This window comes from Streptomyces iakyrus (assembly GCF_000717055.1).
Classification (GTDB): Bacteria; Actinomycetota; Actinomycetes; order Streptomycetales; family Streptomycetaceae; genus Streptomyces; species Streptomyces iakyrus.
Genome location: NZ_JNXI01000008.1, coordinates 208,148 through 233,491 on the forward strand (window position 1 = coordinate 208,148; position 25,344 = coordinate 233,491).

Here is a 25,344-nt window from a genome sequence, read left to right on the forward strand (position 1 = left end):
TCAGTTGAGGGGATCCAGCGTGAGGTAGGCCTGGCGCGGGTTGCCGTCGTGGACGAGCGACTCGTGGTGGCCCACGTCGTCGAACGCGAAGGCGTACGCCTTGCCGTCCGCCATCTGGGCGTGGATCTTGCGCGCGTAGTGGTTCGTGACGTTGTCCTTGTAGAAGTCGGCGGCACCGGCGTCGGGCTGGTTGGAGTTGACCAGCAGCGTGGAGCGGTTGAAGCCGGCGCACAGGGTGCGCGATATCGGCCCGCGCACCTGGTCGTTCGGGGCGTCGAGCCTCCGGTGACAGCCGAAGACGGAGGAGGCGTCCGGCTTCTGGAAGCTGGTGACGACGGCACCTGCGCCGTCGGTGAAGTTCATGACGCCTCCGGAGACCCGGCCGTAGTACTTCGTGCCGGGCCGGTCGGCGAACGGGGTGACCGTCAGGGTCGAGGTGGCGTACTTCTGCCAGACACGGTTGATGTAGTCGTCCATGACGCCGGCCGGCAGGGCGCCGGTCTCCAGCCCGTACAGAGGTGACAGCGCGCGCAGTACGGTACCGTCGGAGCGGGTCTGGATCAGGTTGGCCCAGCCGCCGGGCTGCCCCCTGAGGGCGTTGAAGAAGCCGTTGTATCCGCCGGGCTTGAGCCGGCCGGTGCTCGCGGTGCTGCCGTCGGCTCGCTGCACTCCCACCGCGTAGGGGGCGGAGAACATGTCGACCTGGGTGCTGTTGATCCACAGGCCGGAGTCGTTGAGCGTGTACTCCGACCAGTTGAAGAGGATGTTCCGGTTGGGGTCGGACGGGTTCTGCACGGCCGGCTGGACCAGGCCTCCGGTGGTGAGCTTGAAGACCAGTTTCTGGCCGTAGGAGAAGTACACGCGGCCCGAGAACTTCGGCATGCGGATCGTGGCCGACTGGCCCGCGGCCGGGCCGGGGATCGAGGCGTCGGGGGCGGGGGTCGGCGGGTTGCCGCCCGCCGGCCAGGGGTGGAAGGTGCCGCCCGCGTCGGCCCAGCCCTGCCGACCGGTCGAGAGTTCCGTGCCGAGGTTGTAGATGTACAGCTGCTCGCCTCGGGCCGAATTGTTGGTGATCTTCAGTGGGATCGTCGCCGGGACGGCGGCGTGGGCCGGAGTGCCCGTTGCGGTCGCCAGCAGTGAGCCGGCGAGGATCGTGGCGAGGGACAGCCCCGCGGCCCTGGCCCGGCGCCTGAGAGTTCGCAACACGCGCTGCCTCCGTTCGAAAGTTGGCCGATTCGAAACTTTGAGAGCGCTCTCAGATTCACCTCTTGGTCCGGACCTGTCAATGCTTCGGACCGTCCGGTCAGCGCGGGCGCCCGAGCGGCCTCGGCTCCCCCGGGGCACCGCGCAGGGATCCGCGCAGGCAGGAGAGGACGACCACGAAGGGCCAGACCGACTGAAGGGTCGTCACCGCGCGCTCCGCCACGCCGGCCACGCCGTGGAGGTGCAGCTCGATCAGGAACCAGGCCGCGCCGGCCGCCATGACCGCGGTCGCCCCCAGCGAGGGGAAGGGGCGCAGGGCCCACGGCACGGCGGCACCGGCCCGGGCCGCCAGGACGGGCCAGGCCGCCAGGAGGGTGAAGCCGACGGCGGCCACGGAACCATGGCTCAGCGACCCGCCGCTGCTCGGCGCCGGGAACATGGCCACCGCCAGCGCGGATACCCCTCCGGCCGCCAGGGCCGCCCGCCCGGCGGTCGCGGCCGGGCGCAGGCCCCAGGCCGTCAGCAGGTGGCAGAACCCCAGTGCGATGAACGCCGCCGTCATCACCCAGGACCCCGAGTTCCCGGGCGCCGCCAGGACGCTGATGGTCTGGGCGGCGGGGTCGTAAGGGGGACCCTGCAGCGACGCCGCCACCACCCAGCCCGTGATCAGGAAGAGCGGCGCACACCCCGACGACACCAGAGTCCACGCAGGAACAGATCGCATCAGGACACCGTAAAGCGGGTCATTCGTGTCCCCGGGTCACGTCGGGCGGCTCGCCCCGCGTGGCGTAGTCGCACAGCCCCTCTCCGCCCCGGGAGCGCACGATGGAAGCGTGCGGCCGGGCGTCGGGAGGTGATCGGGCATGGAGCTGACACTCGTGGTGCTGATCATCATTGTGGGACTGACGTTCGACTTCACCAACGGTTTCCACGACGCCGCGAACGCGATCGCCACCTCCATCTCCACCCGGGCCCTGACGCCCCGTGTGGCCCTGGCCATGGCCGCGGTGATGAACTTCTTCGGCGCCTTCCTCGGCACCGGGGTCGCCCAGACCGTCGGCAGCGGCATCATCGGGGCTCCCGAGGCGACGTCAGGGCTGCTGCTCGTCCTGTGCGCGCTCATCGGCGCCATCGGGTGGAACGTCTTCACCTGGTGGCGGGGGCTGCCCACCTCGTCCTCGCACGCCCTGATCGGCGGGCTGGTCGGAGCCGCGCTCGCCGCGTCGGCCACGGTGCACTGGTCGGGCATCCTGGACAAGGTCATCCTGCCGATGCTGCTGTCCCCGCTGGTCGGCGTGGCGCTCGGGTACCTGCTGCACACCGGCATCCTGTGGGTGTTCCGGCGTTCGACACCGCGGCGCACCATGAGGCGGTTCCGTATGGCACAGACCGTTTCCGCCGCCGCCATGGGGCTGGGGCACGGTCTGCAGGACGCCCAGAAGACCATGGGGGTCATCGTGCTGGCACTGGTCACGGCCGGCTGGCAGGACGACTTCTCGGTGCCGGTGTGGGTGATCGCCGCCGTGGCGGCCGCCATGGCAGCCGGTACGTACAGCGGCGGGCGTCGCATCATCACCACTCTGGGGCGGCGCATCGTGCACCTCGATCCGCCGCGCGGTTTCGCCGCCGAGACCGCTGCCGCGGCCGTCCTCTACACCACCGCGTTCCTGGTGAAGGCGCCGATCTCCACCACGCAGACCATCACCGCCGCCATCCTGGGTTCCGGTGCCACCCGGCGCGCCTCCGCCGTACGCTGGCAGGTGGCCCGTTCGATCGGCACGGCCTGGCTCCTCACGTTCCCCGGCGCGGGGATTCCGGCCGCGGCGCTCTACCTCTTCCTGCACGCCGTCACCCCTGTGTGAGCACAGCGGAGGCCGCCCATGATCGCTCTTCCCGGCCGCCGGGCGTCCGTCGAGTCGCCTGCCGGGGCCCCGTCCGGCCTTCCGGTGCCGGGGCGTTTCGCCCATCTGCACCCGGACGACGGTGCCTGTCTGATGGAGGCCGCCGCGCTGCTGGGCACCGGGCACTTCACCGACAGCCCGGCCGGCACGCACCCCGCTCTCGCGGCCCTGGCCCGGGTGGTCAACGACAACGTCGGCGACGACGCCCGGCACGCGCTGTGGCCGCTGGCCGCCGACCTCGCCGACGCACGCCCCGCGGGGCGTGCCTACCCGCCGCTGCTCGTCGGTACGGTCGTTGACACGGCACGCCGGGTGCGTCCCTCGTCGCGGCGTCTGGCGCGGAACGGCCGTGCGTGCCGGCAGCGGGCGGCGCGACTCGCCGATGCGCCCGCCGGTGGTCCGCCGGCCCGGATCGCCGATCTGCTGTGGTGGCGCGGGCCGGGACGCCGGCACCTGGAGCGGGCGCTCCGGGTGCTGTGCGCCGCGCCGGAGGCCGACCGGCTGTTGTCCCGGCTGCTGCGGCAGGCCGTGACCCAGGCGCGGGAGTACACGGGCGGGCCGGCTGCGAGCAGGGAGGTTCACTGCAACCGGTAGGCGCTCCGGCCCCCTCCTTCAGGGCGCCATGATCCCTGCAAGCATCGTCGGCCCCCTGGCCGCTCCGGTTCGCCGGCTGCTCGCGTTCACCTGGACACAGACGCGGGCCTGCGCGTTCGCCTTCGCCCTGCTGTCCGGCGTGGCAGTGTCCGCGCTGCTGCCCGAACTGCCCGTGGCGCGCTACGACGTGCTGGTCGTCTACGGTGTGCTGCTCACGCTGCTGTTCTGGGCCCGGGGCTGGGAGAGCGGGCGGGACATCGCCGTCATCGCCGCCTGTCATGGCGTCGGTAGGGCCTTCGAGCTGGTGAAGGTGGCGCTCGGCTCCTGGAGCCACCCGGAGCCGGCCGTGCTGAAGTTCGCCGGCGTCCCGTTGTACGGCGGCTTTCTGTACGCGGCGGTGGGCAGCTGTGTCTGCCGGGCCTGGCATCTGTTCGATCTGGGGCTCGTGCGGTATCGGCCGCGGGCGACGGCCGTGGTCGCCGCGGCCATGTACGTCAAACTCCTTCAGCCGCCACTGGCTGCCCGACGCGCGCTGGGTGCCGGCTGGACTGCTCGTGGCCGTCACGCTGGGGACGTCGGTCTGTTTCACCGTGCGGGGAGTGCGCCGGCGGATGCCGCTGGCGTTGGCGTTCGGGCTGATCGGGTTCTTCCTGTGGGTGGCGGAGAATCTGGCAACCCTGGTCGGCGCATGGCGCTGTCCGTATCAGCGGCACGGCTGGGAGCCGCTGGGGGTGGAGAAGTTCGGGGCCTGGGCGCTCCCTCATCAGCGTGACGTTCGTGCTGGCGGCGGTGGGGCGGCGGACGGATCCCGAAGCGGATCGGGGGGCTCCGTAAGGGCTTCCGAAGAGCGTGGAGTCGTCGCGGCAGCGTTCGCCTGCCTATCATCCTATGGACGTAAATCGGGTGATTTGCCTTTCGAGTCATCACCTACCGTGGCCATCCTCGCCGGAGTGATCAATGTCCCGCACCGGCACGACGGACGACGGCGACGAGCTGCTGACCAGGCTCGGGGCCCTGACGGCTCAGGCCCGTGCGCAGGCCGAGATGCAGCGGTCCCGGGTCGAGCTGGCGATCGCGTTGCAGCGCGGGATGCTGCCGAGGGACCTGCCCGTCGCCCGCCGGCTGCATCTGGCCGTGCGCTACACACCCGCGTGCCAGGGCCTGAACGTGGGCGGCGACTGGTACGACGCGTTCACCCTGGGCGACGGCCGGATCGGCCTGGCCATCGGTGACGTCCAGGGCCACAACATCGAGGCCGCGGCCTTCATGGGCCAGGTGCGGGCCGGGCTGCGGGCGCTGGCCTCCGTCACCAGTGAACCGGGCGAAGTGCTGGCCAGGACCAACGATCTGCTGCTGTCCCTGGGCTCCGACCTGTTCGCCACCTGCACGTTCATGCGGCTCGACCCGTGTGCCGGCGTGCTGGAGAGCGCGCGGGCCGGCCATCTGCCCTGTATCTGGGCCACGGCGGACGGGAAGTCCGGCGTCACCGAGGACGAGGGCGGACCACCCCTCGGGGTGCAGGCGGGGATGCCGTACCCGGTGACGCGGTACGAGCTCACCACGGGCGGTGTGTTCGTCCTGCTCACGGACGGTGTCGTGGAGGGCCCGTCGATGCGGCTGGAGGAGGGCCTGGACCAGGTGACGCGGCTCGCGGGCATCGCGGCGGTGGCGGGCATGGACGTGGACGCGCTCGCGGCCGCCGTGATCAAGGGGGCCGAGCGTGTGGGGCACGACGACGACGCCGCCGTCCTGGTGGTCGGCCTCGACGGGCCGGACGCTCAGCCATAGGGCCGCACGACACCGGCTCCCACCTCGCTGAGGCGGCGGCCCCGGTGTCTGATGGCTGCTGTGGTGGGTAGCAAGGATCTGCGTACGCCGGTCGTCGTCACTCTGCAGACGCTGGCCGTCGCCGCCTGCTACTACGCGTCGGCGCAGCTGGGGCTGTTGCGGGAACTCGTCGTCGAAGGCGCGGTCGTCACCCCCATCTGGCCGCCCACCGGCGTCTCGGTGGCCTGCCTGCTCCTCCTCGGGCTGCGCTGCTGGCCCGGTATCGCCCTGGGTGCCTTCTTCGTCATCCTCTCCCTCACCTCCGTGTCGCCGTCGGCCCTCTGCGTCCTGGCGGGCAACACGGCCGCCCCCGTCGCCGGATACCTGCTGCTGCGACGGGCCGGTTTCCGCACCGATCTCGCCCGGTTGCGGGACGGCCTGGCCCTGGTCTTCCTCGGCGCGTTCACCGCGATGCTGATCGGCGCGACCACCGGCGCCGGCACCCTGCTCGTCACGGACAGGATCGAACAGTCCGGCTTCTGGGCGGTCTGGCTGGCCTGGTGGGTCGGTGACGCCATGGGCGTCCTCATCGTCACGCCGGTCCTGCTCCTGCTGTCCCGCGTCCGCCTGCCGCTGCCCCTGTCGCGCTGGAAGGAGGCCTTGGGACTCGCGGTCATCGCCTGCTGCCTCGTGCCCCTGGCCGCGCACAGTTCCGTCAGTCTGCTGTTCCTCGTCTATCCCCTGCTGATCTGGGCGGCTCTGCGGTTCCAGCTGGCCGGCAGCCTGCTGTGCGCCCTGTTCGCCTCGGTCATGACCACGGTGGCCGCGACCGACCGGGTGGGGCCGTTCGAACGGCTCAGCCGGATCGAGGTGATGATGAAGCTCCAGGCCTTCAACGGCGCGATGGCACTCACCGCCCTGCTCCTGTCCGCAGTGATCACCGAGCAGATCTACACACGGCGCTCCGTGGAGCGCGCCTGTCAGGAACTGGTCGAGGTCCTGGAGCACCTGACCGCGGGCGAGGCGGCGGACGGCCGGGCTCCGCTGGAGGACCGCGGGCCCGGGCGGCGGGAGTGACGGGCTGAGGCTCCGGGCCCCTCGGCGGTGGGTCACCGAAACGTAGGGTGGGCGTCATGACCGAGGTGGAGGTTGTGCAGCTCCTGGTGTCGTCGGCGCACCGGATGTCCGGACGGCCGTCCGACGGGGTGTCCCCCGGCCCGTCCGACGAGCGGGTCACCCGGGTGGAGGTGCGCAGCGAGCTGGGACTGGTCGGCGACCGCTACTACGCCCGGCCCGCCCACCGCAACGCGGCGGTGACGATCATGGCGGCGGAAAACCTCCCGGCCGACGCCGATCTGCGGCACACGCGCCGGAACATCCTGCTCAGGGGCGTCGACATCGACGCGTACGTCGGAGCCACGATCTCGCTCGACTGCGGCACCGGGCCGGTGGTGTTCGCCGTGAAGCGCCCTGCCCGGCCGTGCGCGTGGATGGACGTGACCATCGGCCCCGGGGCGCAGCGTGCCCTGCGCGGCCGGGGCGGCGTGCGGTGCAGCCCCCTGAGCGACGGGGTGCTCACGCTCGGCCCGGCCACGTTCCGGGTCGTGGCCGGGGCCGACACCCCGTCGTGAAGCGCCCCGGCGCGGTCAGCCGCCCGCGGGTGGCGTGCGGATGGCGGCGATGTCGAGCTGCAGGCGCACCTTCTCGCTCACCATCGCGCCGCCCTCGGCCAGCCTGCTGTTGTAGGTCAGCCCCCAGTCCGAGCGGTTGATGGTGGTGGTGCCGTCGAAACCGACCCGGTCGTAGCCGAAGGGGTCGGTGACATTCCCGATATACGTCATGTCGAGTACGACGGGCCGGGAGACCCCCTTGATGGTCAGTTCTCCCGACATGCTGAACAGGTCGGCTCCCGTCTGCTGCACCCCCGTGCTGGTGAAGCGCATCCGCGGATAGGTCGCGGCGTCGAGGAAGTCACGGCCGACCAAGTGCGCGTCGCGTTGTTCCACCCCGGTATCCACACTGGCGGTGAACAGAGTGATGTCGGCCCGTGACCGTGTGGGGTCGTACGCGTCGAAGTAGAGCCGGCTTTCGTACTCCAGGAAACAACCGCGCACGGTGGTCACCATGGCGTGCCGGACGGAGAAGCCGATCCTGCTGTGCGCGGGGTCGACGACCCATTCACCGGACAGATCGGCCAGGTTGGGGTCCGGCAGCACGGCAGTGGAGGATGCCGGTGCGCCGACGGGGCGCTGTGGGGGGAGCTGTGCCTGCCGGCGGGACGGCACAACGCGGTTGAACAGGTTCATGATTCATCTAGGTACTTGAGTTTGGTTATAGCCGCAAGTCCCCTCCCGATTTGCGGCTGTTGAGAACAAGCCCTCGACCCCTTTTGCCGCCGCTTTGCACAAAATCCACACATCGCTGTCGCGGCGCATCACCGAAACGACCATCCGAAACTCCAGGGATTTTCATTTCGGGCATTTCGGCGAATCGGCCTTACGTCACCTCTATCGCGAGGTCGTTGTCGACGGTGTAGTAAGGGCGGAGAGCGGAACCGTCCGTCTCGACCGCCGGGTACACGTACACGTGCTTGCGGTCGGCCACGTCGTCGAGCAGCCGGCCGACCCTGATCGGCGGTGCTCCGTCCGTGGGGCGGACGAAGGCGTCCCAGACGCGGGCCGCTCCCCCACCGCCGTCCGCCAGGTCGCCGGGAGCGACGGTGAAGGAGAAGCCCCTGGCGCCGTCGTCGGTCCGGGGGCGCAGGGTCCGGACGGTGTCGGTGCCGCGCAGGCGCAGACGCACGGTGGCGTCCGGGTGGAGCTCGGCGCCGTGCAGACGGGCCGTGACCGTCAGGGCCCGGTCCGTGACGTCGATGGCGCCGGCCTCCGCGTGGGCGGTGCGCCGCCATGCCCTGAGGGCGAGGAAGCCGTCCTTCGTGGCGTACGGGATCCTGACCGCCACCGGCGCGGGGCGGTCGCGCAGGTGGCCGTCGACGAGGCTGCGCAGATCCCGCAGGCCCGGGCGCAGCCGCCGGCGCTCGGCATCCGGTTCCGGCAGCAGGTACACGTCCCAGCGGCCCTCGTCGAGAACGGGCTGCGCTTCCAGCACGGCGTGCCGGTGGCCGTCGGAGCGGGCGGACTCGAGGTCGAGGAGGTGACGGGTCGTCTCCGAGCGCCCCTTCTTGGGCCGCAGCCGCAGGAGCAGCCGGGGGTGCGCGCCGGGAACCGGCGGCAGAGTGAAGGTGATCCGACCGTCGCTGTCGATCACGCAGTCGGCGCGCAGGGGGGAGCCGTGCTGCGGGCTCGCCGTGGTGGTCTGCGGGGTGCTCATCGGCGTCCCTTCCGTATCGAGCGCAGTACGCCGGAGGCGGCGGCGTGGGCGGCGTCGCGGGCGGCGTGGCCGCGGCCGGTCAGGGCGCTCTGGGTGCGGTGGTGCTGCGGGGTGGTCGTCCGGCCGGTGCTCCGGGCCGCGGCGGCGGCCTCCAGGAGGCGTTCGGCCTGGGCGACGACGGGGCCGGGGGCGAAGCGGCGTGCGTTGTCCAGGGCGGCCCGGCTCATGCGGCGGCGGCGCTCGTCGTCGCCGACGAGGTCCAGCAGGGCCGCGGCGAGCGCGTCACGGTCCCCGACCGGCACCAGCCTGCCGTCGGTGCCGTCCGCGATGATCTCGCCGGGGCCGTAGGGGCAGTCGGTGCTGACGACGGGCAGTCCGCAGCGCATCGCCTCGACAATGGTCATGCCGAACGGCTCGAAGTTGGACGCTGCCGCGCCGATCGAGCCCTTGGCCCACTCGGCCTCCATGGGGGTGGCGGCGCCCATCAGGAACACGTTGTTCCACAGTCCGAGCCGCTCGATGAGCTCCCGCAGCCTGGGCTGCTCCTCGCCCTTGCCGTAGATGCGCAGCTGCCAGTCCGGGTGCACGGCGGCGACCCGGGCGAACGCCTCGATGAGGAGGTCGTAGCGCTTGACCGGGACCAGGCGGCCCGCGGCGATCACCACCTTGGCGGTGCTGTCGGCGGGAGGCAGGGCGGAGTCGGGGACGCTGTTCGGCAGGGCCTCCACATGGACGCCGGGCAGCCACATCTTGCGCCGGTAGGCGGCGGCATCCGCTTCCGTGACGGTCGTGATCACATCGAGGCGGCGGTAGGCGCGGCGCAGGGCGGTACGCAGCCGCGGCGAGTGGTTGTCGAGCGTAAGGTGCTCCTGACCGACGCGCAGGACGTGCTGCGGGGCCTGGCGGGCGATGTGCACGTTGAGGCCCGGGCGGGTGCCGATGACGACGTCGGCGTCGAGCGCCGCAAGGCACTCGCCGATGCGCTGGTCGGTCAGCTCGCTGTACTGGTGGTGGCGGTACTCGGCGGCCGGGAACACCTTGGCCGGTCTCTGGTGCAGCGGGTGGTCCGCCTCCTTGCGCAGGTCCACCAGCGCCCGCAGCCGCACCCGCGGATCGGGGACGAGGTTGGGGTCTTCCCGGTGGCGTAACGCGGAGACGATCTCCACGTCGTGCCGTTCGGCCAGGGCCCCGGCCAGGTTGAACGTGGTGGTGATCGTGCCTCCGATTCCGTAGGCGTTGTGAATCAGGAAAGAGATCTTCATGGTGGCCTAGACCGTGTCAACGACCCGACCGTTGTTCGTCGTTACCACTCTGTGCCCGTTCCCGGCGGCGGGGCCGGTCCGGCCGATTCCGGAATGATCTCGGACATAAGTGGTCTGGGCCATACCGGTTCGCCCCCGATGTGTGGATAGCTTGATGTGTTTGCCCGCGCATCGTCGCGTCATCGGGTGCACCCTCGTACCGATCTTCTGGAGACCCATGCGCCCCCGTACCAGCCTTGTCCCGCGCATCACTTCCCTCCCGCCCGTCGCCCTGGCCGGCGGCGCGCTGGCCGTGGGGGTCGGTGGTCTGTACCTCGCCGGGCTGCTCCTCACGGGCGGCCAGATCGACTCCGGCACGACCGTGCGCGGGGTGGACATCGGGGGGCTGAGCCGCGCGGAGGCGGTGCGGAAGCTGGAACGAGAGCTGGGCGCGGCCGGCGCCCGGGAGCTGCCCGTCAAGGTCGGGGACCGCACGGGCCGGGTTGATCCGGAGCGCGCGGGTCTGTCGTACGACGTCGAGGAGACCGTCGACCGGGCGGCGCGCACCGGTGCCGATCCGGTCAGCGTGTTCGGCGGGTTCTTCCGCTCCGGCGGCGACATCGAACCGGTTGTCGACCTCGACGAGGACCAGGCCCGGACGGCCCTCGGAGAGCTCGCGAAGGGCCTCGACCAGAAGGTCAGGGACGGCGGCGTCGCGTTCGACGACGGCCGGGTGAAGGCGGTCAGGCCGCGGACGGGATACGCGCTGGACGTGAACGCCGCGGTCCGGCCCCTGCGCGACTCCTTCCTGCGCGGTGACACCGGTACGGCCACTCCCCTGCCCACCCGCGAGACCCGCCCGGAGGTCACCGCCGAAGAGGTGGAGCGGGCGGTACGCAGCTTCGCGGAGCCGGCGATGTCGGGCCCCGTCACACTCACCGCAGCCGGCCGGCGGTTCACGGTCGGTCAGGACGTGCTGGGCGAGCATCTGACCATGCGGCCGGACGGCAACGGCGAGCTGAGACCGAAGCTGGACGTGAAGGGGCTGCGCGCCGAGCCGTCCGTGGCGGCTCCCCTGGACGGCATCACCACGACCGCAAAGAACGCGAAGCTGAAGCCGGAGGGTGACAGGGCCGTGATCGCCGAGGATGCCACGGTGGGCCGGTCGGTCACCGACAAGGCACTGGGCAAGGCCGTGCTGCCGCTGCTCACCGGGTCGGGCGCCGCCCGCAGCGGCGAGGTGGAGGTCCGCGAGACCCGGCCGGAGGTGACCCGCGAGAACGCCGCCGGACTGGGGCTGACGGAGAAGATGTCCTCCTTCACCGTCCATTTCGAACCGGCCGAGTACCGCACGAAGAACATAGGCCGGGCGGTGGACCTCATCAACGGCTCCCTCGTCATGCCGGACGAGACCTGGAGCTTCAACCGGACCGTCGGTGAACGCACCGAGGCCAACGGCTTCATGGACGGCATCATCATCCTGGACGACAAGTTCACGAAGGCGTCCGGCGGCGGTGTCTCGTCCGTGGCGACGACCGTGTACAACGCGCTGTTCTTCGCCGGGCTCAAGCCCGTGGAGCACGGAGCGCACTCGTTCTACATCGAGCGCTACCCGGAGGGCCGGGAGGCGACGGTCGCCTGGGGCAGCCTGGACCTGCGGTTCGCCAACGACTCCGGCAACGCCGTCTACATCCAGGCCGAGTCCACGGACACTTCCGTCACCGTCTCCTTCCTCGGCAGCCGCAAGTACGACGAGATCAAGTCCGTCACGGGCCCGCGCACCGAGGTGAAGAAGCCGGAGAAGAAGGTGAGCGACGACAAGGAGTGCGTCCCGCAGACCCCGCTCGAAGGGTTCGACGTCACCGTGGAACGGGTCTTCTACAACGACGGGCGGGAAGTGAAGCGGGAGCCGTACCGCACGCACTACACGCCCCGTGACGAGATCGTCTGCGAGTGATCCCCCCCTTGTGATCGTCTTCCTTCACAACCCTCCCTCCCGGACGGAGCGTTGACCCGGTAGCCGAGCGCCAGCACAATGAGCGCGCCACGGTTTGAGAGCGCTCTCAAAGGAGATCCATGACTGGCAGACAAGGCCCGGCGCTCAGCCGGCGTTCGCTCATCGGTGCCGGACTCGGCATCAGCGCCGCGGGGCTCACCGCAGCCGGTTCGGGACAGGCCGTCGCGGCCGGTGCCGCCGGTGCCCGCCCCGCATCGGCCCCGGCCCGGGGACTGGCCTTCCTCGCCGCCGCCATGGACGCCTACCCCGACCACGGCGCCATGCGTCTGGCCCAGAGCTACACCGATCAGGCCGGCCTGTTCAGCACCGCGTTCACCTATGACAACGCCCTCGCGATCCTCGCCCACCTCGCGGCCCGGACCTCGGCCGCCCTCACCAGGGCCAAGGCGCTGGGCGACGCACTGCTCCACGCCCAGGGCCACGACCCGGCGTACGACGACGGCAGGCTCCGGCAGGCCTACAACGTCGGGCCGTACACCTTCTACGACGGCTCTCCCCAGCCCGACGGCTTCGTGCGGGCGGACGGCACCGTCAACGTCGGGACGCAGTTCGGCTTCACCGGCACCGCCGTGGGCGACATGGCCTGGGCGGGCATCGCGCTGAGCGCCCTCGCCCGGCGTACCGGGGCGCGCCGCTTCCTGGACGGTGCCGTGCGGATCGGCGAGTGGATCGAGCGGAACGGCCGGACCGACGAGCCCCTCGGCGGCTTCAAGTTCGGGGTCGACGGGGCGAATCAGAAGCTGCCGTTCACCTCGACCGAGCACAACACCGACCTGGTCTGCCTGTTCGGGCGGCTCGCCCGGCTCACCGGCGACCGGGTGTGGCTGGAACGGCGGGGGCGGGCCGAGGCGTTCGTGCGGCGGATGTGGGAGCCGTCCGGCGGCTTCTTCTACACCGGCACCAACGACGGGGTCACGGTCAACAGGTCCCCGGTCCCCGAGGACACCCAGACCTGGACGCACCTGGCGCTCGGCTCGCGCCGCTACTCCCGTTCGGTGGACTGGGCCGCGGCCGAGCTGGCCGTCACGGACCACTCCGGGCGCGTCAACAGCACGGTGCCCGCGGGGCAGTCCTACGAGGGTGTCACCTTCAGTTCGGCGAGTCTCCTCGCGAACGAGGACGCGCCGATCGCGGCCGGTCAGCCCAGACCCGACCGCAACGGCGTGTGGTTCGAGGGGACGGCCCACCTCGCGCTCGCCCTGCGCGAGAGGGGGGCGCGGGGTGACGAGGGGCGCGCCCGGCGGCTGCTCGCGTCCACCGAGCAGGCCCAGGAGCTGCTGGGCGGCGGTCAGACCGTCGGCGGGAAGGCGCTGCCCGAGCGCTGCGGGGTGGTGTCCGCGAGCAGCCCGCTGGACACCGGATTCGGCTTCGGTTACTACCCGTACCGGCACACGGGGGCGACGGCCTGGTACGTGATGGCGGCGGCGCGGTACAACCCGCTGCGGGCGTGAGGGAGCGGCCCGGTCCGCTGCCTCGTGCAGCGGACCGGGCGGGTGGTCAGGCCAGGCGGTGGACCGCCTGGGTGGTGAGTTCGTAGCGAGCACCGACGATCGCCAGCTTGCCGGTGCCGATCCTGGCGGCCAGTTCGGGTTCGGCGGCCAGCCGGGAGCGGACGAGCCGGACGTTGGCGCTCACGGTCGCATCGATCTGGGCGTCCCCTTCCTTGCCGTGGTCGATGGCCGGGCCTATCTGGTCGACGAGGTACTGCATGTGGGCGGGGAGTTTCGTCCCGGACTCCTCCGCCTCGACGGCGGCCCGGACCGCTCCGCACGACTGGTGCCCGAGGACGACGACCAGGGGGATGGCGAGTTCCAGGACGCCGTAGGCGACGCTGCCGAGGACGGCCTCGTCGAGCACCTCACCGGCGGTGCGCACGGTCATCAGGTCGCCGAGGCCCTGGTCGAAGACGAGCTCCGGGGGCACGCGCGAGTCGATGCAGCCGAGGACGACCGCGAAGGGGTGCTGGCCGGTGGCCAGCGTCCGGCGCAGGGCGGGGTCCTCGTGCGGGTGGCGTTCCCGGAAGGCGCGCCAGCGGCGGTTGCCTGCGGCCAGTTCCCGCAGGGCTTCGGCGGGTGTGCCGGGCCTCGGGCCGGTGTCCCGGGTGGGGGTGACGGCGGTGGCCGGCCGGGCGGCGCCGAGGCCCGTGCCGAGCGCCGCGGCCCCGGTCAGGGCGGTGCGCAGCAGGGTGCGGCGGACGGTACCGCCGGTGGTGGGGCGTGCGGCGGCAAAGGGGTGCGGTGCACGGCCGGCGCCTCTGTGGGCAGCGGAATCTGTGTTCACGGCCCGAACGTATGCCCGGCTCCGGGCGCGGTCGCGTTCCTTGCCCTTTCATGGTGAGAGTTGGGTAAGTGATGTTCTTACCTTGAACGGTTTTTGACGATCCCTCAGGCAACGCCGCCGGGACAACGCGGGACGCCCCGGGCCGAGGGCCCGGGGCGTCCTGTCCTGCGGAGGTGATCAGACCAGGTCGAACCGGTCCAGGTTCATGACCTTGACCCACGCCGCGACGAAGTCGTTGACGAACTTCTCCTTCGCGTCGTCGCTCGCGTAGACCTCGGCCAGGGCGCGCAGCTCGGAGTTCGAGCCGAAGACCAGGTCGGCGCGGGAGCCGGCCCACTTGACCTCGCCGGTGGCGGCGTCGCGGCCCTCGAACGTGGTCTGGTCCTCGGTCGTCGACTTCCACTCGATGCCCAGGTCGAGCAGGTTGACGAAGAAGTCGTTGGTCAGCGAGCCGGGCGTCTTGGTGAAGGCGCCGAGCTGGGACTGCTGGTAGTTGGCGCCCAGCACCCGCAGGCCGCCGACCAGGACGGTCATCTCGGGGGCACTCAGGGTGAGCAGGTTCGCCCGGTCCAGCAGCAGGAACTCGGCCGGCAGGCGGTTGCCCTTGCCGTGGTAGTTGCGGAACCCGTCGGCGGTCGGCTCCAGCGCCTCGAACGACTCGGCGTCGGTGTGCTCCTCCGTGGCGTCCACACGGCCCGCGGCGAAGGGGACCTGCACCTGGAAACCGGCTTCCTTGGCGGCCTTCTCGACGGCGGCGGTGCCGCCGAGGACGATCAGGTCGGCCAGGGAGACCTTCTTGGCGCCGGAGTTGAACTCCTGCTGGATGCCCTCCAGGACCCGCAGGACCTGGGCCAGCTCGTCGGGCTCGTTGACCTCCCAGCCGCGCTGCGGCTCCAGGCGGATACGGGCGCCGTTGGCACCGCCGCGCTTGTCGCTGCCGCGGAAGGTGGACGCCGAGGCCCACGCCGTGGACACCAGCTGTGAGACGGACAGGCCCGACTCCAGGAGCTTGGTCTTCAGAGTCTCGACGTCACCGGCGTCGATGGTCTCGCCCTCGGCCTCCGGCAGCGGGTCCTGCCAGATCAGGGTCTCCTGCGGGACCTCCGGGCCGAGGTACAGGGACTTCGGGCCCATGTCACGGTGGGTCAGCTTGAACCAGGCGCGGGCGAAGGCGTCCGCGAAGTCCTGCGGGTTCTCGTAGAACCGGCGGGAGATGGGCTCGTAGATCGGGTCGAAGCGCAGCGCCAGGTCCGTGGTGAGCATCTTCGGACGGTGCTTCTTGGAGGAGTCGTGCGCGTCCGGGACGATCTCCGGAGCGTCCTTGGCGACCCACTGGTTGGCGCCGGCCGGGCTCTGCTCCAGCTCGTACTCGAACTCGAAGAGGTTCTTGAAGAAGCCGTTGCTCCACTGGGTGGGCGTGCTCGTCCAGGTGACCTCCAGGCCGGAGGTGATGGCGTCGCCGCCCTTGCCGGTGCCGTAGGTGCTGCGCCAGCCCAGGCCCTGCTCCTCCATAGAGGCGGCCTCGGGGTCGGCGCCGACGTTGTCGGCGGGGCCGGCGCCGTGGGTCTTGCCGAAGGTGTGACCGCCGGCGATCAGAGCGACGGTCTCCTCGTCGTTCATCGCCATGCGGCGGAACGTCTCACGGATGTCGCGGGCCGCGGCGAGCGGGTCCGGGTTGCCGTTCGGGCCCTCGGGGTTGACGTAGATGAGGCCCATCTGGACGGCGCCGAGCGGGTTCTCCAGCTCGCGGTCGCCCGAGTAGCGCTTGTCGTCGAGCCAGGTGGTCTCGGGGCCCCAGTACACGTCCTCCTCGGGCTCCCAGACGTCCTCGCGGCCGCCGGCGAAGCCGAAGGTCTCGAAGCCCATCTGCTCCAGCGCGACGTTGCCGGTGAGGATCATGAGGTCGGCCCAGGAGATGGACTGGCCGTACTTCTTCTTCACGGGCCACAGCAGGCGGCGGGCCTTGTCGAGGTTGCCGTTGTCCGGCCAGCTGTTGAGCGGGGCGAACCGCTGCTGGCCGGCGCCGGCGCCGCCGCGGCCGTCGCTGATGCGGTAGGTGCCCGCGCTGTGCCAGGCCATACGGACCATCAGGGGGCCGTAGTTGCCGAAGTCGGCGGGCCACCAGTCCTGCGAGCTGGTGAGCACCTCGGCGATGTCGCGTTTGACGGCGGCCAGGTCGAGGGCCTGGAACGCCTCGGCGTAGTCGAAGTCCTCACCGAGGGGGTTGGCCACCTCGGGGTTCTTGGCGAGGATCTTCAGGTTGAGCCGCTCGGGCCACCACTGGCGGTTGCCGCCTCCCTGGGTGGGGTGCAGGGCGCGGCCGTGCGCCACGGGGCAACCGCCTCCCGTCTCCTCCGACTTGGAGTCGGTGACGATCGCGTCGTGGTTCTCAGTCATGGAAATCCTTCCGGACGGGGTGGATCACGGTGCTCGGGGGGATCACAGTGCTCGGGTGGATCACGTGCTCAGGAACTGCGAGCGGTGGAGCAGGCGGGGCACAGGCCCCAGTAGATGACCTCGGCCTCGTCGACGGCGAAGCCGCGGTCGTCGGACGCGGTCAGACAGGGGGCGTGGCCGACCGCGCAGTCGACGTCGGCGACGGCTCCGCACGACCGGCACACGAGGTGGTGGTGGTTGTCGCCGACCCGCCCCTCGTAGAGGGCCGGGCTGCCGGGTGGGTCGAGGCGACGTATCAGTCCCGCCGCGGTGAGGGCGTGCAGCCCCTCGTAGACGGCTTGGACCGAGATGTGGCCCACGCGGCCGCGCACCTCGGAGGCGATGGCCTCGGCGCCGAGGTGATCACCGTCCCGTACGGCTTCGAGCAGCGCGACGCGGGCGGCCGTCACCCTCAGGCCGGCACCGCGCAGCTCCTCGGCGGTGGTCGGGTTCCCGGATGCGGTCATGCGGACAACCTAGCCACACAAACACGACTGGTTCAAGAAAACGAACGGTTCAATTTTGGTGTCGTGCGCGTGGAGCCGTGTGGGACGGCTTACTTGAGGGGTGTGAGTTGAGTCACAGTGACATGATCGCGCCCCGGCAGGCGTCAGGCGGCGCGCACCGCCGTGCCGGTTTGTCGATCAGGCGTCCGACTAGGTGAGGCGTTCGAGCTGAGCAGCGGCCGTCGCGGCCGTGCGGCCGGCCTCACGGACCCGGCGGTCGGCCGTGCGCGCCCGTTCCCGGGCCGTCCGTTCGGCGAAGCGGGCCTGCTGGTGTTCGCTCCTGACCCGCTCCAGCTCGCCGGTGAGCTCCTCCACGTGCCGCTGGAGGGCCTCCACCTGCCGCTTCGCCTCCTCCGCCGCCTCACCTGCCGCCGCGGCCTCGTCCCGCAGCTCCCGCAGCTCCCGCTCGGCGGCTTCGGCCTCCTCACGGGCCCGGTCCAGCCGGCGCCGCTGCTGCTCACTCGTCTTCTTGTCCGGGCGGGAGGGGGCAGGTGCGGGGCGCTGCGGCCGGGCACCCTCGGCCACGACGGGGAAGCCGACGGCCGCGTCCAGCGGCTTGGTCAGGCGGCCGCCCGCCCAGGCCCGCGCGGCCTCGGGGTCGGCCAGGACGGCGTGCAAGGTGTTCTCGACCTCGCGCTGCACGCCCTCGCCGATCGCATGGCCGGCCTCTTTCGCGAGCTGCCGGGCCTGTAGGGACAGGGCCCTGATGAGCGCGTGCTGCCGGCGGCTCAGCTCACGCAGCTGCGCGCCGTCCAGGTCCTGGTGGGCCTGCCGCAGCCCCTCCCCCAGGCGCAGCAGGGGCTCGACCTCCCCGGGGCTGCTGCGGACCAGCAGGTTGCTGACCCAGGCGGCGAGGCTGGGCTTGCGCAACGCCCCGATCCGTCCGGCGAGTTCCCGGTCGCCGGCGGTGCGGGCGGAGGCCACGGCGGAGGCGCGGGCGGCGGTGAACTCCTCCGGGCGCAGGGCGTACAGCTCGTCGGCCACGGAATCGTAGTCCATGTGCACCCCTTTCGCATGGAAAGCTCGCTTTTCATACGGAAGACCCGCTTTCGATCATCTCAGGACCTGCTCCGAGGGGCGCGCGCAGCGGCCGCCGAACGCATCTGAGGCCCCCGTTCATGATCCGGAAATCGACGGTTTAACATATGAGCGCCGCCTAGCTCGAAAGATGGACTCGTGACTCTCAACGACGACTCGTTCACCAACTGGAAGAACCGCGAGGAGATCGCGGAGTCGATGATCCCGATCATCGGGAAGCTGCACCGGGAGCGGGACGTGACGGTCCTGCTGCACAGCCGCTCCCTGGTGAACAAGTCGGTGGTCAGCATCCTCAAGACCCACCGTTTCGCCCGGCAGATCGCCGGCGTGGAGCTGTCGGTGACCGACACCCTGCCGTTCTTGCAGACCCTCACCACGCTCGACCTCGGCCCGTCGCAGATCGACATCGGCCTGCTCGCCGAGGCCTACCAGGCCGACGACCGGGGCCTGTCGATCGCGGAGTTCACCGCCGAGGCCGTCGCCGGTGCCACGGGCGCCGACAAGATCGAGCGCCGTGAGGGCCGGGACGTTGTCCTCTACGGCTTCGGCCGCATCGGCCGGCTCGTCGCCCGGCTGCTCATCGAGAAGTCCGGCTCGGGCAACGGTCTGCGGCTGCGGGCCATCGTCGTGCGCGGCGGTGGCGAGCAGGACATCGTCAAGCGTGCCTCGCTGCTGCGCCGCGACTCGATCCACGGCCAGTTCCAGGGCACGATCACCGTCGACGAGGCGAACAGCACGATCGTCGCCAACGGCAACACCATCAAGGTGATCTACGCCAACGACCCGTCCGAGGTCGACTACACGGCGTACGGCATCAAGGACGCCATCCTCATCGACAACACCGGCAAGTGGCGCGACCGCGAGGGCCTGTCCGGGCACCTGCGCCCCGGTGTCGACAAGGTCGTGCTGACCGCGCCCGGCAAGGGCGACGTTCCGAACATCGTGCACGGCGTCAACCACGACACGATCAAGCCGGACGAGCAGATCCTGTCCTGCGCGTCCTGCACCACGAACGCGATCGTGCCGCCGCTGAAGGCGATGGACGACGAGTACGGGGTCCTGCGCGGCCACGTCGAGACGGTTCACTCGTTCACCAACGACCAGAACCTGCTGGACAACTACCACAAGGCCGACCGTCGCGGCCGGTCCGCGCCGCTCAACATGGTCATCACCGAGACCGGTGCCGCCTCCGCCGTCGCGAAGGCGTTGCCCGACCTCAAGGCGCCCATCACCGGCAGCTCGATCCGCGTCCCGGTGCCGGACGTCTCGATCGCGATCCTCAGCCTGCGGCTGGGCCGGGAGACCACCCGCGAGGAGGTCCTCGACCACCTCCGCGACGTCTCCCTGACCTCGCCGCTCAAGCGCCAGATCGACTTCACCACGGCTCCCGACGCGGTCTCCAGCGACTTCATCGGCTCGCGCCACGCCTCGATCGTCGACGCCGGCGCGACCAAGGTCGACGGCGACAACGCGATCCTCTACCTGTGGTACGACAACGAGTTCGGCTACTCGTGCCAGGTCATCCGTGTCGTGCAGCACGTGTCCGGCGTGGAGTACCCGACGTACCCGGCCCCGGCGGTCTGATCCGGGAAGACGGAGAGCGCGGGGCGTGCGGGCCCCGCGCTCTCCGTGCATTCAGCGGCGGGTGAGCTCGATCCGGTACTCCCGTGTCTGTGAGCCGTCCTCGCCGGTCACGGTCACGGTGTGGACCGTCCTGCCCCCGGCGGTGTCCCTCCGGAACGTCACTTTCGCGTAGGGGTCACGCGGTGTGGCGGTGATCGCGGCGCAGTCCGGGCGGTCGACCGCCAGCCGGTAGCTCGTCCGGTCCGGCTCGAATCCGCTCAGGGTCTTGCCGTCCACCGTGATCGACGCGGCCGCGGCGTCGGCGGAAGCGCCCGGCGCCTTGGCGAGGACCTCGATCTCCCCGAGGGTGATGTAGCCGCCCGGACGGGCCCTCATCACCACGCGCACGCCCGTCACCGGGCCCGCCGCGCGCACCGGCACGTCGGCCACCGGCGTCCCCTCGGTGCCGACGGCGACCTGGTCGCTCGCGTCGGACCACGTGCCGTCGGAGCCCCGCACCTGCACCGTGAGGGACTCCGCGAAGCTGACGTTGGTGCCGTCACGGTGGAAGTGGGTCACGACCCGGCTCACATCGCGGGCTTCCGGCAGCGTGAAGGTGAGGGTGTCGGAGGGGTTCTTCGTGCCGGATCTCCAGTTCGACCAGGCCTTCTCGGACGTGGTGCCGTTGCGCAGGCCGTCGGCGGAGTAGCCGCTCTCGGTGTAGGTGGCGCCGACCGTCACGCCCTCCTCGCGCGCGGCGTTGGTCTCCCGCGGTGCGGTGACCTGGACGCGTAGGGCCGCGGCGGCCGTGTCCCCGCCCGGGACCCGGGCCGTGCCGCGCAGGGTCACCACGCCGGTGTCGCCGAAGGCACCTTCGGGTGCGGGCTCCCAGGTGACCGGGAGTTCGGCGGTGCCGCCGTGCCGTCCCACGCCCGTCACCGTGGCGGGCAGGGCCGGGCGTCCGCCGGTGTACGTCTTGGCGCGGGCCGGAAGGGTGGTGGCGATGGTGTCCACCGTGACCACCGCTTCGGCCGGGACGGTCCGGCCCAGGGCGTCCGTGGCCCGGCCCTTCACGCGTACCGTCCCGGGCTTGCGCCAGCGTGCGTCGGAGGGCGGCGTCCACTGCACGGGGAGCGCGCCCCGGGCACCGTCACGGAAGACGGGTGTCACGGTCCCGGGCAGCTCGGGGGCGCGCCCGGGAACGGTGAACGCCTTGGCCGGCTGCGTACGGAGCACCGTCTCGTCGGTCACGCCCCAGCGCTGGTTCGCGCCCGAGGTCGGGAGGTGGGCCGAGACGCGGGCGCCGTCCGCGGTCGACTGCCCGACGACGTCGAGGAGACGGCCCGTCGCGGCGTTGACGAAGGTCCAGGTGCCGTCGCCGGTGGTGGACATGATCCAACGTCCGGCGGGTGTGGCCCCGTCTTCGAGCACGGCCTCGTCGTCCCGCACGGCCAGATGCCTGCCGCTCGCGGCGTTGACGAGGGCGTAGCGTTCACGGTTGCCCTCGCCGCGGGTCAGCTGCTTCACCCGCCACAGCTGGGAGTCGGCGGCAGGGTTCGGCGTGCGGACGACGACGCCGTCGCCGTCGGCCGACGGTGCGAGGGACTTGCCGCTCTGGGTGCCCTTCAGGCGGTAGACATGGCCGGGCTGGACGAGCCCGGCGTCGGCGGCGGTACCGGACACGCCGTCGACGAGGAGGGTGGTGACCGACTTGGCCGGGACGGTCACGGTGGCCGAGTCGTTCTTCACCGCGACGGGCGTGCCGCGGACGAGCGCGCCGTCTGCGCTGGTCACCACGGGGGTCACAGTGGCGTCGGGGGCGACCCGCCGGAACTTCGTGAGGTCCACGGTCACCGCCCGCGGGGTCGTGCCGTTGTTGACGTGCACCACCGTCGCCCCACGGCCGGACTTGCGTACGGCGGCGACGCTGGAGGGGTCGTCGGTCTTGACGAAGTGGTCGCCGGGGCGGATGTGGTGGGTGAAGTTGCGCAGGGTGTGGTACTTGGTGTTGGCCTTGACCGGGCAGGTCTCCAGCGTGTCCCCGGCGGTGCAGTTGAACGGGACGTGGATGCTGCCCCAGTTCTTGCCGGCCTGCGCCTGCGGGATGGAGTCCTCGACGGGCTGCCACAACACCCAGGCGGACGGCTCCAGTTCACGGATGTCCTCGACGACGCGGGTCGCGATGCCGAGTCCCGGTTCCATGCCGGTGAAGTCGGTGCCGGTCCCCCAGGTGCCCTCGACCTCGCTCATCCAGAACGGCTTGTCAGCGGCCTTGGCGCTGTCTCGGGCGCCGGTGCGCATGCCGGTGCCGTACGTGTGTACGTTGAGCTGGTCGACGGCGGCCCGGGCGGTGCCGTCGTAGGCGTTCCAGTTGCGGACGAAGGTGCTGGGGTTGGTCTCGTCCATCGCGGAGATCGTGGCGCGGGTTCTGGCCTTCTCCAGTGCGCGGTGCAGGGCCAGTACGACCTTCTGCTGGAGTTCTGGGCCGGCGTGCGCGCCCTCCTGGCGGCCGCCGGTGGGCTGCCCGTCGGGGCCGATCTGGGTGCCCCAGTAGTTGGTGTTGGGCTCGTTGAGCGGGGCGATGGTGTCGAACCGGATGCGGTGCTTCTTCTCCAGCTGATCGGTGACCTCGACCAGATAGGTGGCGAAGTCGTCGACGCGGTCCGCCCGTATCTGGTCGGCGTTCGCGTCGAAGCCGCCCGAGACGTAGCCGCTGACGGTCTGGAACCAGGGCGGTGAGTTGCTGAAGGCCTCCCACTTCGTCACCTTGCTCTTGACGCGGTCCACCCACCAGCGCTGGCCCGGGTCTGCGGACCAGTCCCAGTGCTCGGGGTTGTCAGGGTTCCACCAGTCGGTGTCCTCCCTGGTGGTGCCCTCAGGCGCCTTCCAGAAGCCGTCCATCGTCGCGCCGGTCTTCATGTAGTCCTTGCGGACGTCGGGGGCGTTGCCGCCGCCGATGTTGAAGCGCGCGATGTTCAGGCGGAGTCCGTCCTCGCCGAACAGCATGTCGGCGAGCTTCTGCCGGATGGGTTCGGGGTAGCGGCCGGTGATGTTGGCGAACCAGACGAGGCTCGTCCCCCACCCTTCGAACTCCTGCTGCCGGTAGGACGGGTCGATGCCCACCGTGACCGCACTCGCGGGCGGGTCGGCGGCAGCGGCGGCGGGAGGCACGGCCATGAGGCCCGCGCCGAGCGCCAGGGGGACGGCAATCGCCAGTGCCGTCCGGGCGAGGCGATGTCTGCTGGACATGGATTCCCTTCGAGAGCGAACAGAACCGCGCAGAATCAATCGAGTTTCCCGAATGTTTTAGGACGGCAATCAACACGTCAAGAGGTGGGGCGAGTTGAGAACCGGCGCACACCCCTTGACGCGTTCCGGCCGGGCGCGTTCGGTTCGCTCGACCCCCGCCTCACCGCCGCGGACCTCATCGCTGAGCCCTGGCTGACCCACCGGGCGCTCGTGCCCGCGTCACGGCGTGCGGCGCGCGTGACGGAGCTGCTGGACATGGTCGGCCTGCGAGACTCGGACGCGCCTCGCCTTCCGTACGAGTTCTCCGGAGGGCAGCGGCAGCGGATCGGGATCGCCCGGGCCCTGGCACTGGAGCCCGGGGTGATCGTCTGCGACGAGCCCGTCTCCGCGCTGGACCTGTCGGTGCAGGCACAGGTGCTCAACCTCCTGTGCGACCTGCGGGACGAGCTGGGCCTGTCGTACGTGTTCATCTCGCACGACCTGTCCGTGGTGCGGCACCTGGCCGACCGGGTCGCCGTGATGTACCTCGTCAGGATGGTGGAGTCGGGCCCCACGGAGGAGGTTCACGAGCGTCCGCGCCACCCGTACACCGAGGCGCTGCTGTCCGACGGGCGCCGAAGGCAGCGCATCCTGCTCACCGGTGAGTTCCCGTCACCGGCCGACCCGCCCTCCGGGTGCCGGTTCCGGACCCGGTGCCCGCGCGTGCGGGACCTGTCCGCCGAGTCCGTGCCCACGCCGCCGCCCGTGCGCCGCTCCACGGAGCCGCCTGCCACCACCCCCTCGTAGAGGCTTCTGCGGCGTGACGGGCCCGGTCCTGTCCCGTGCAGGCCGAACAGGGCCGTGCCGCGTCCCCCACGGACGCGGCACGGCCACCTGATCTCGGTTCTCGCGAACGACTCAGTGCTTGAAGACGTCCTTGGTCTTCTCCTTGGCCTGGCGGGCGTCACCCTTCGACTGCTCTGCCCGGCCCTCGGCCTCCAGCCGCTCGTTGCCCACCGCGCGGCCGATCGTCTCCTTGGCCTTGCCCTTGGCCTGCTCGGCCTTCGCCTTGCCCTTCTGATCTCCAGCCACGGTTCGCTCACTCCACGTCGTGTCCGACTACAGGTCACCGCACGAGTGACCACGGGAGCGGCGGCCCAAACGTGTCACGGGCCCCCACGTCCGTCACCGGTGGCCAGGAGAGCAGCTCGCACACCAGCGCGCCGCACCACCACTGTTCCACCTGGTCGGGAGACCACCCGCGCTCGCCGGTCAGCACGGCGTACACGTCGATGTTGCACAGCGCCGCGCAGACGTCGGCCGCCGACGGCACGTCCAGTCCGGTGCGCAGGACGCCCGGCGGCCAGGAGGAGAAGACCTGCACCCGGGTCAGGTCGCCGCGCCGGCGGCCGCCCTCGTACAGCATGGCGAGCTCGGGCTCGCCGGGTGGCTGATGCGGGTGGTGTGGATCGTCGCGTACGGGATCGCCCTGCTGCGCACCGGACCAGGACGGCCGACCCGGCCGTTGATCGTCGGCCCTTCGCCTCGTGAGAGCCTGGGCGTGATCATGATAGGTGTGACGAGCGGGGACAGTGCATGACCATCAACCGGCCGGGCCTGCCCGGGGATCTGCCGTCGCCGCAGGTGCTGTGGGCGCGCTGGGCGCTCATCGCCGTACTGGAGGCCACCACGGCGGACGAGGAGGCGTATCACCGTACGGGGACCTGGGTGGACGACACGGGGCTCCGTCTGGACGATGCCGGTTGCACGTGGTGGAGGTTCGCACCGCGGGGCGCGGGGAGGTACGTGCTCTACGGCGAGGACGAGTCGAGCGGATGCAAGTGGCACCGGCCGCCGGTCGACATGCTCGCCGGCGCCCCCGCCTGGCTCCCCCACGACGAGCTGGGTGACTACAGAGGCGGCAATGAACTGGGCTGTGTCTACTGGTACGAGAACGGGTCCTGGGCCCGCGCCCCGTACCCCGGCACCCTGCGCGACGACGGCCTCGACTGCGGTATGAGCCGCTTCACCGACCGCGGCGACGTACTGCGCACGATCGCCGACGAGGACCACGGCGCCACGTCGGCCCGCGAGGCGGAGGCCCTGCTGGCGCACGCCGAGGGCCACCGGCTGACCCCGGAGCTCCTGATGTCCCTCACCGGCGACCCGGCCGGCCGACAGCGGGACCGGCCCGCCATGACCCGGGCGCTGGAGCTCGCGCGCCTGAACCGGCCCTGACC

At 71.2% G+C, this 25,344-nt stretch carries 22 protein-coding genes and 1 pseudogene; 11 read left to right on the forward strand and 12 right to left on the reverse strand.

The features are described 5' to 3' along the window. The gene (locus tag OO68_RS15220) at positions 1-1,206 is read right to left on the reverse strand and encodes a glycoside hydrolase family 64 protein (protein ID WP_033308873.1); all 1,206 of its coding nucleotides are present in this window, start codon (positions 1,204-1,206) and stop codon (positions 1-3) included. A gap of 97 nt (positions 1,207-1,303) precedes the next feature. Continuing rightward, on the reverse strand, positions 1,304-1,927 hold the full coding sequence (locus OO68_RS15225; RefSeq protein WP_033308874.1) for a DUF998 domain-containing protein: 624 nt from the start codon (positions 1,925-1,927) through the stop codon (positions 1,304-1,306). A 139-nt stretch (positions 1,928-2,066) separates the two neighbouring features. Here OO68_RS15225 and OO68_RS15230 point away from each other — a divergent pair, with 139 nt between their 5' ends. The 6 genes and pseudogenes from OO68_RS15230 (at position 2,067) to OO68_RS15255 (ending at position 7,096) form a co-directional block, all read left to right on the forward strand. After that, positions 2,067-3,065 (forward strand): inorganic phosphate transporter, encoded by a 999-nt coding sequence (locus tag OO68_RS15230; RefSeq protein WP_033308875.1) that lies wholly within the window; start codon positions 2,067-2,069, stop codon positions 3,063-3,065. Between the two features lie 18 nt (positions 3,066-3,083). Beyond that, positions 3,084-3,698 carry a hypothetical protein gene (locus OO68_RS15235; RefSeq protein ID WP_051814647.1) on the forward strand — a complete coding sequence of 205 codons (615 nt, stop codon included), beginning with the start codon at positions 3,084-3,086 and terminating at the stop codon, positions 3,696-3,698. A 28-nt stretch (positions 3,699-3,726) separates the two neighbouring features. Beyond that, a pseudogene (locus OO68_RS42275) lies at positions 3,727-4,532 on the forward strand (DUF817 domain-containing protein). Between the two features lie 123 nt (positions 4,533-4,655). After that, complete coding sequence (locus OO68_RS15245; protein WP_033308876.1) at positions 4,656-5,486, forward strand: PP2C family protein-serine/threonine phosphatase; 831 nt, start codon at positions 4,656-4,658, stop codon at positions 5,484-5,486. Positions 5,487-5,546: 60 nt separating this feature from the next. Beyond that, complete coding sequence (locus OO68_RS15250) at positions 5,547-6,542, forward strand: MASE1 domain-containing protein (RefSeq protein ID WP_033308877.1); 996 nt, start codon at positions 5,547-5,549, stop codon at positions 6,540-6,542. A gap of 56 nt (positions 6,543-6,598) precedes the next feature. After that, positions 6,599-7,096, forward strand: coding sequence for a molybdenum cofactor biosysynthesis protein (locus OO68_RS15255; RefSeq protein ID WP_033308878.1), 498 nt, complete (start codon positions 6,599-6,601; stop codon positions 7,094-7,096). A 15-nt stretch (positions 7,097-7,111) separates the two neighbouring features. On the opposite strand, the gene OO68_RS15260 is transcribed toward OO68_RS15255, so the two are convergent. The 3 genes from OO68_RS15260 to OO68_RS15270 all read right to left on the reverse strand — a co-directional run bounded on the left by OO68_RS15260 (position 7,112) and on the right by OO68_RS15270 (position 10,057). Further along, on the reverse strand, positions 7,112-7,771 hold the full coding sequence (locus tag OO68_RS15260) for a YceI family protein (protein ID WP_033308879.1): 660 nt from the start codon (positions 7,769-7,771) through the stop codon (positions 7,112-7,114). A 190-nt stretch (positions 7,772-7,961) separates the two neighbouring features. Then, positions 7,962-8,795, reverse strand: coding sequence for a hypothetical protein (locus OO68_RS15265; RefSeq protein WP_033308880.1), 834 nt, complete (start codon positions 8,793-8,795; stop codon positions 7,962-7,964). Further along, complete coding sequence (locus OO68_RS15270; RefSeq protein WP_033308881.1) at positions 8,792-10,057, reverse strand: glycosyltransferase family 4 protein; 1,266 nt, start codon at positions 10,055-10,057, stop codon at positions 8,792-8,794. The genes OO68_RS15265 and OO68_RS15270 overlap by 4 nt, the downstream gene beginning before the upstream one ends. Before the next feature lie 217 nt (positions 10,058-10,274). Here OO68_RS15270 and OO68_RS15275 point away from each other — a divergent pair, with 217 nt between their 5' ends. Continuing rightward, complete coding sequence (locus tag OO68_RS15275) at positions 10,275-11,993, forward strand: VanW family protein (protein WP_033308882.1); 1,719 nt, start codon at positions 10,275-10,277, stop codon at positions 11,991-11,993. 119 nt (positions 11,994-12,112) lie between these two features. Further along, positions 12,113-13,504, forward strand: coding sequence for a Tat pathway signal sequence domain protein (locus tag OO68_RS15280; RefSeq protein ID WP_033308883.1), 1,392 nt, complete (start codon positions 12,113-12,115; stop codon positions 13,502-13,504). Between the two features lie 46 nt (positions 13,505-13,550). Here OO68_RS15280 and OO68_RS15285 read toward each other — a convergent pair whose 3' ends face one another. From OO68_RS15285 to OO68_RS15300, 4 genes are all read right to left on the reverse strand, one after another. Further along, the gene (locus OO68_RS15285; protein ID WP_033308884.1) at positions 13,551-14,333 is read right to left on the reverse strand and encodes a carbonic anhydrase; all 783 of its coding nucleotides are present in this window, start codon (positions 14,331-14,333) and stop codon (positions 13,551-13,553) included. A gap of 177 nt (positions 14,334-14,510) precedes the next feature. Next, a complete protein-coding gene (gene katG / locus OO68_RS15290) occupies positions 14,511-16,730 on the reverse strand; it encodes a catalase/peroxidase HPI (protein ID WP_033308885.1) in 2,220 nt (739 codons plus the stop codon). A 68-nt stretch (positions 16,731-16,798) separates the two neighbouring features. Beyond that, positions 16,799-17,236: a Fur family transcriptional regulator gene (locus OO68_RS15295; protein WP_033308886.1), complete on the reverse strand. Its 438-nt coding sequence runs from the start codon at positions 17,234-17,236 to the stop codon at positions 16,799-16,801. Positions 17,237-17,425: 189 nt separating this feature from the next. Continuing rightward, positions 17,426-18,274 carry a hypothetical protein gene (locus OO68_RS15300; protein ID WP_033308887.1) on the reverse strand — a complete coding sequence of 283 codons (849 nt, stop codon included), beginning with the start codon at positions 18,272-18,274 and terminating at the stop codon, positions 17,426-17,428. 177 nt (positions 18,275-18,451) lie between these two features. Between OO68_RS15300 and OO68_RS15305 the strand changes: the two genes are divergently transcribed. Beyond that, positions 18,452-19,897, forward strand: a complete 1,446-nt coding sequence (locus OO68_RS15305) for a glyceraldehyde-3-phosphate dehydrogenase (protein ID WP_033308888.1) — start codon at positions 18,452-18,454, stop codon at positions 19,895-19,897. Positions 19,898-19,948: 51 nt separating this feature from the next. Here OO68_RS15305 and OO68_RS15310 read toward each other — a convergent pair whose 3' ends face one another. Then, positions 19,949-23,125: a glycoside hydrolase gene (locus OO68_RS15310; protein WP_051814648.1), complete on the reverse strand. Its 3,177-nt coding sequence runs from the start codon at positions 23,123-23,125 to the stop codon at positions 19,949-19,951. A gap of 84 nt (positions 23,126-23,209) precedes the next feature. Between OO68_RS15310 and OO68_RS42280 the strand changes: the two genes are divergently transcribed. Further along, a complete protein-coding gene (locus tag OO68_RS42280; protein WP_051814649.1) occupies positions 23,210-23,911 on the forward strand; it encodes an oligopeptide/dipeptide ABC transporter ATP-binding protein in 702 nt (233 codons plus the stop codon). Positions 23,912-24,022: 111 nt separating this feature from the next. On the opposite strand, the gene OO68_RS44055 is transcribed toward OO68_RS42280, so the two are convergent. Together OO68_RS44055 and OO68_RS15320 are read right to left on the reverse strand one after the other, a co-directional pair. Then, the gene (locus OO68_RS44055) at positions 24,023-24,196 is read right to left on the reverse strand and encodes a CsbD family protein (RefSeq protein WP_078625313.1); all 174 of its coding nucleotides are present in this window, start codon (positions 24,194-24,196) and stop codon (positions 24,023-24,025) included. A gap of 34 nt (positions 24,197-24,230) precedes the next feature. Beyond that, entirely contained in the window at positions 24,231-24,530 is a 300-nt protein-coding gene (locus OO68_RS15320) for a hypothetical protein (RefSeq protein ID WP_209442584.1), read from the reverse strand. Positions 24,531-24,700: 170 nt separating this feature from the next. Between OO68_RS15320 and OO68_RS15325 the strand changes: the two genes are divergently transcribed. Continuing rightward, positions 24,701-25,342 (forward strand): hypothetical protein, encoded by a 642-nt coding sequence (locus tag OO68_RS15325; RefSeq protein WP_033308890.1) that lies wholly within the window; start codon positions 24,701-24,703, stop codon positions 25,340-25,342. The last annotated feature ends 2 nt before the right edge of the window (positions 25,343-25,344 follow it).

What these genes read in the sequence shown, in the direction of transcription:
- OO68_RS15310 (WP_051814648.1), bottom strand. Translation starts at nt 23,125, where the DNA reads ATGTCCAGCAGACATCGCCTCGCCCGGACGGCACTGGCGATTGCCGTC.
- katG (WP_033308885.1), bottom strand. Translation starts at nt 16,730, where the DNA reads ATGACTGAGAACCACGACGCGATCGTCACCGACTCCAAGTCGGAGGAG.
- OO68_RS15260 (WP_033308879.1), bottom strand. Translation starts at nt 7,771, where the DNA reads ATGAACCTGTTCAACCGCGTTGTGCCGTCCCGCCGGCAGGCACAGCTC.
- OO68_RS15280 (WP_033308883.1), top strand. Translation starts at nt 12,113, where the DNA reads ATGACTGGCAGACAAGGCCCGGCGCTCAGCCGGCGTTCGCTCATCGGT.
- OO68_RS15270 (WP_033308881.1), bottom strand. Translation starts at nt 10,057, where the DNA reads ATGAAGATCTCTTTCCTGATTCACAACGCCTACGGAATCGGAGGCACG.
- OO68_RS15320 (WP_209442584.1), bottom strand. Translation starts at nt 24,530, where the DNA reads ATGCTGTACGAGGGCGGCCGCCGGCGCGGCGACCTGACCCGGGTGCAG.
- OO68_RS15295 (WP_033308886.1), bottom strand. Translation starts at nt 17,236, where the DNA reads ATGACCGCATCCGGGAACCCGACCACCGCCGAGGAGCTGCGCGGTGCC.
- OO68_RS15300 (WP_033308887.1), bottom strand. Translation starts at nt 18,274, where the DNA reads ATGGACTACGATTCCGTGGCCGACGAGCTGTACGCCCTGCGCCCGGAG.
- OO68_RS15245 (WP_033308876.1), top strand. Translation starts at nt 4,656, where the DNA reads ATGTCCCGCACCGGCACGACGGACGACGGCGACGAGCTGCTGACCAGG.
- OO68_RS15230 (WP_033308875.1), top strand. Translation starts at nt 2,067, where the DNA reads ATGGAGCTGACACTCGTGGTGCTGATCATCATTGTGGGACTGACGTTC.
- OO68_RS15225 (WP_033308874.1), bottom strand. Translation starts at nt 1,927, where the DNA reads ATGCGATCTGTTCCTGCGTGGACTCTGGTGTCGTCGGGGTGTGCGCCG.
- OO68_RS15275 (WP_033308882.1), top strand. Translation starts at nt 10,275, where the DNA reads ATGCGCCCCCGTACCAGCCTTGTCCCGCGCATCACTTCCCTCCCGCCC.
- OO68_RS15235 (WP_051814647.1), top strand. Translation starts at nt 3,084, where the DNA reads ATGATCGCTCTTCCCGGCCGCCGGGCGTCCGTCGAGTCGCCTGCCGGG.
- OO68_RS15255 (WP_033308878.1), top strand. Translation starts at nt 6,599, where the DNA reads ATGACCGAGGTGGAGGTTGTGCAGCTCCTGGTGTCGTCGGCGCACCGG.
- OO68_RS15325 (WP_033308890.1), top strand. Translation starts at nt 24,701, where the DNA reads ATGACCATCAACCGGCCGGGCCTGCCCGGGGATCTGCCGTCGCCGCAG.
- OO68_RS15265 (WP_033308880.1), bottom strand. Translation starts at nt 8,795, where the DNA reads ATGAGCACCCCGCAGACCACCACGGCGAGCCCGCAGCACGGCTCCCCC.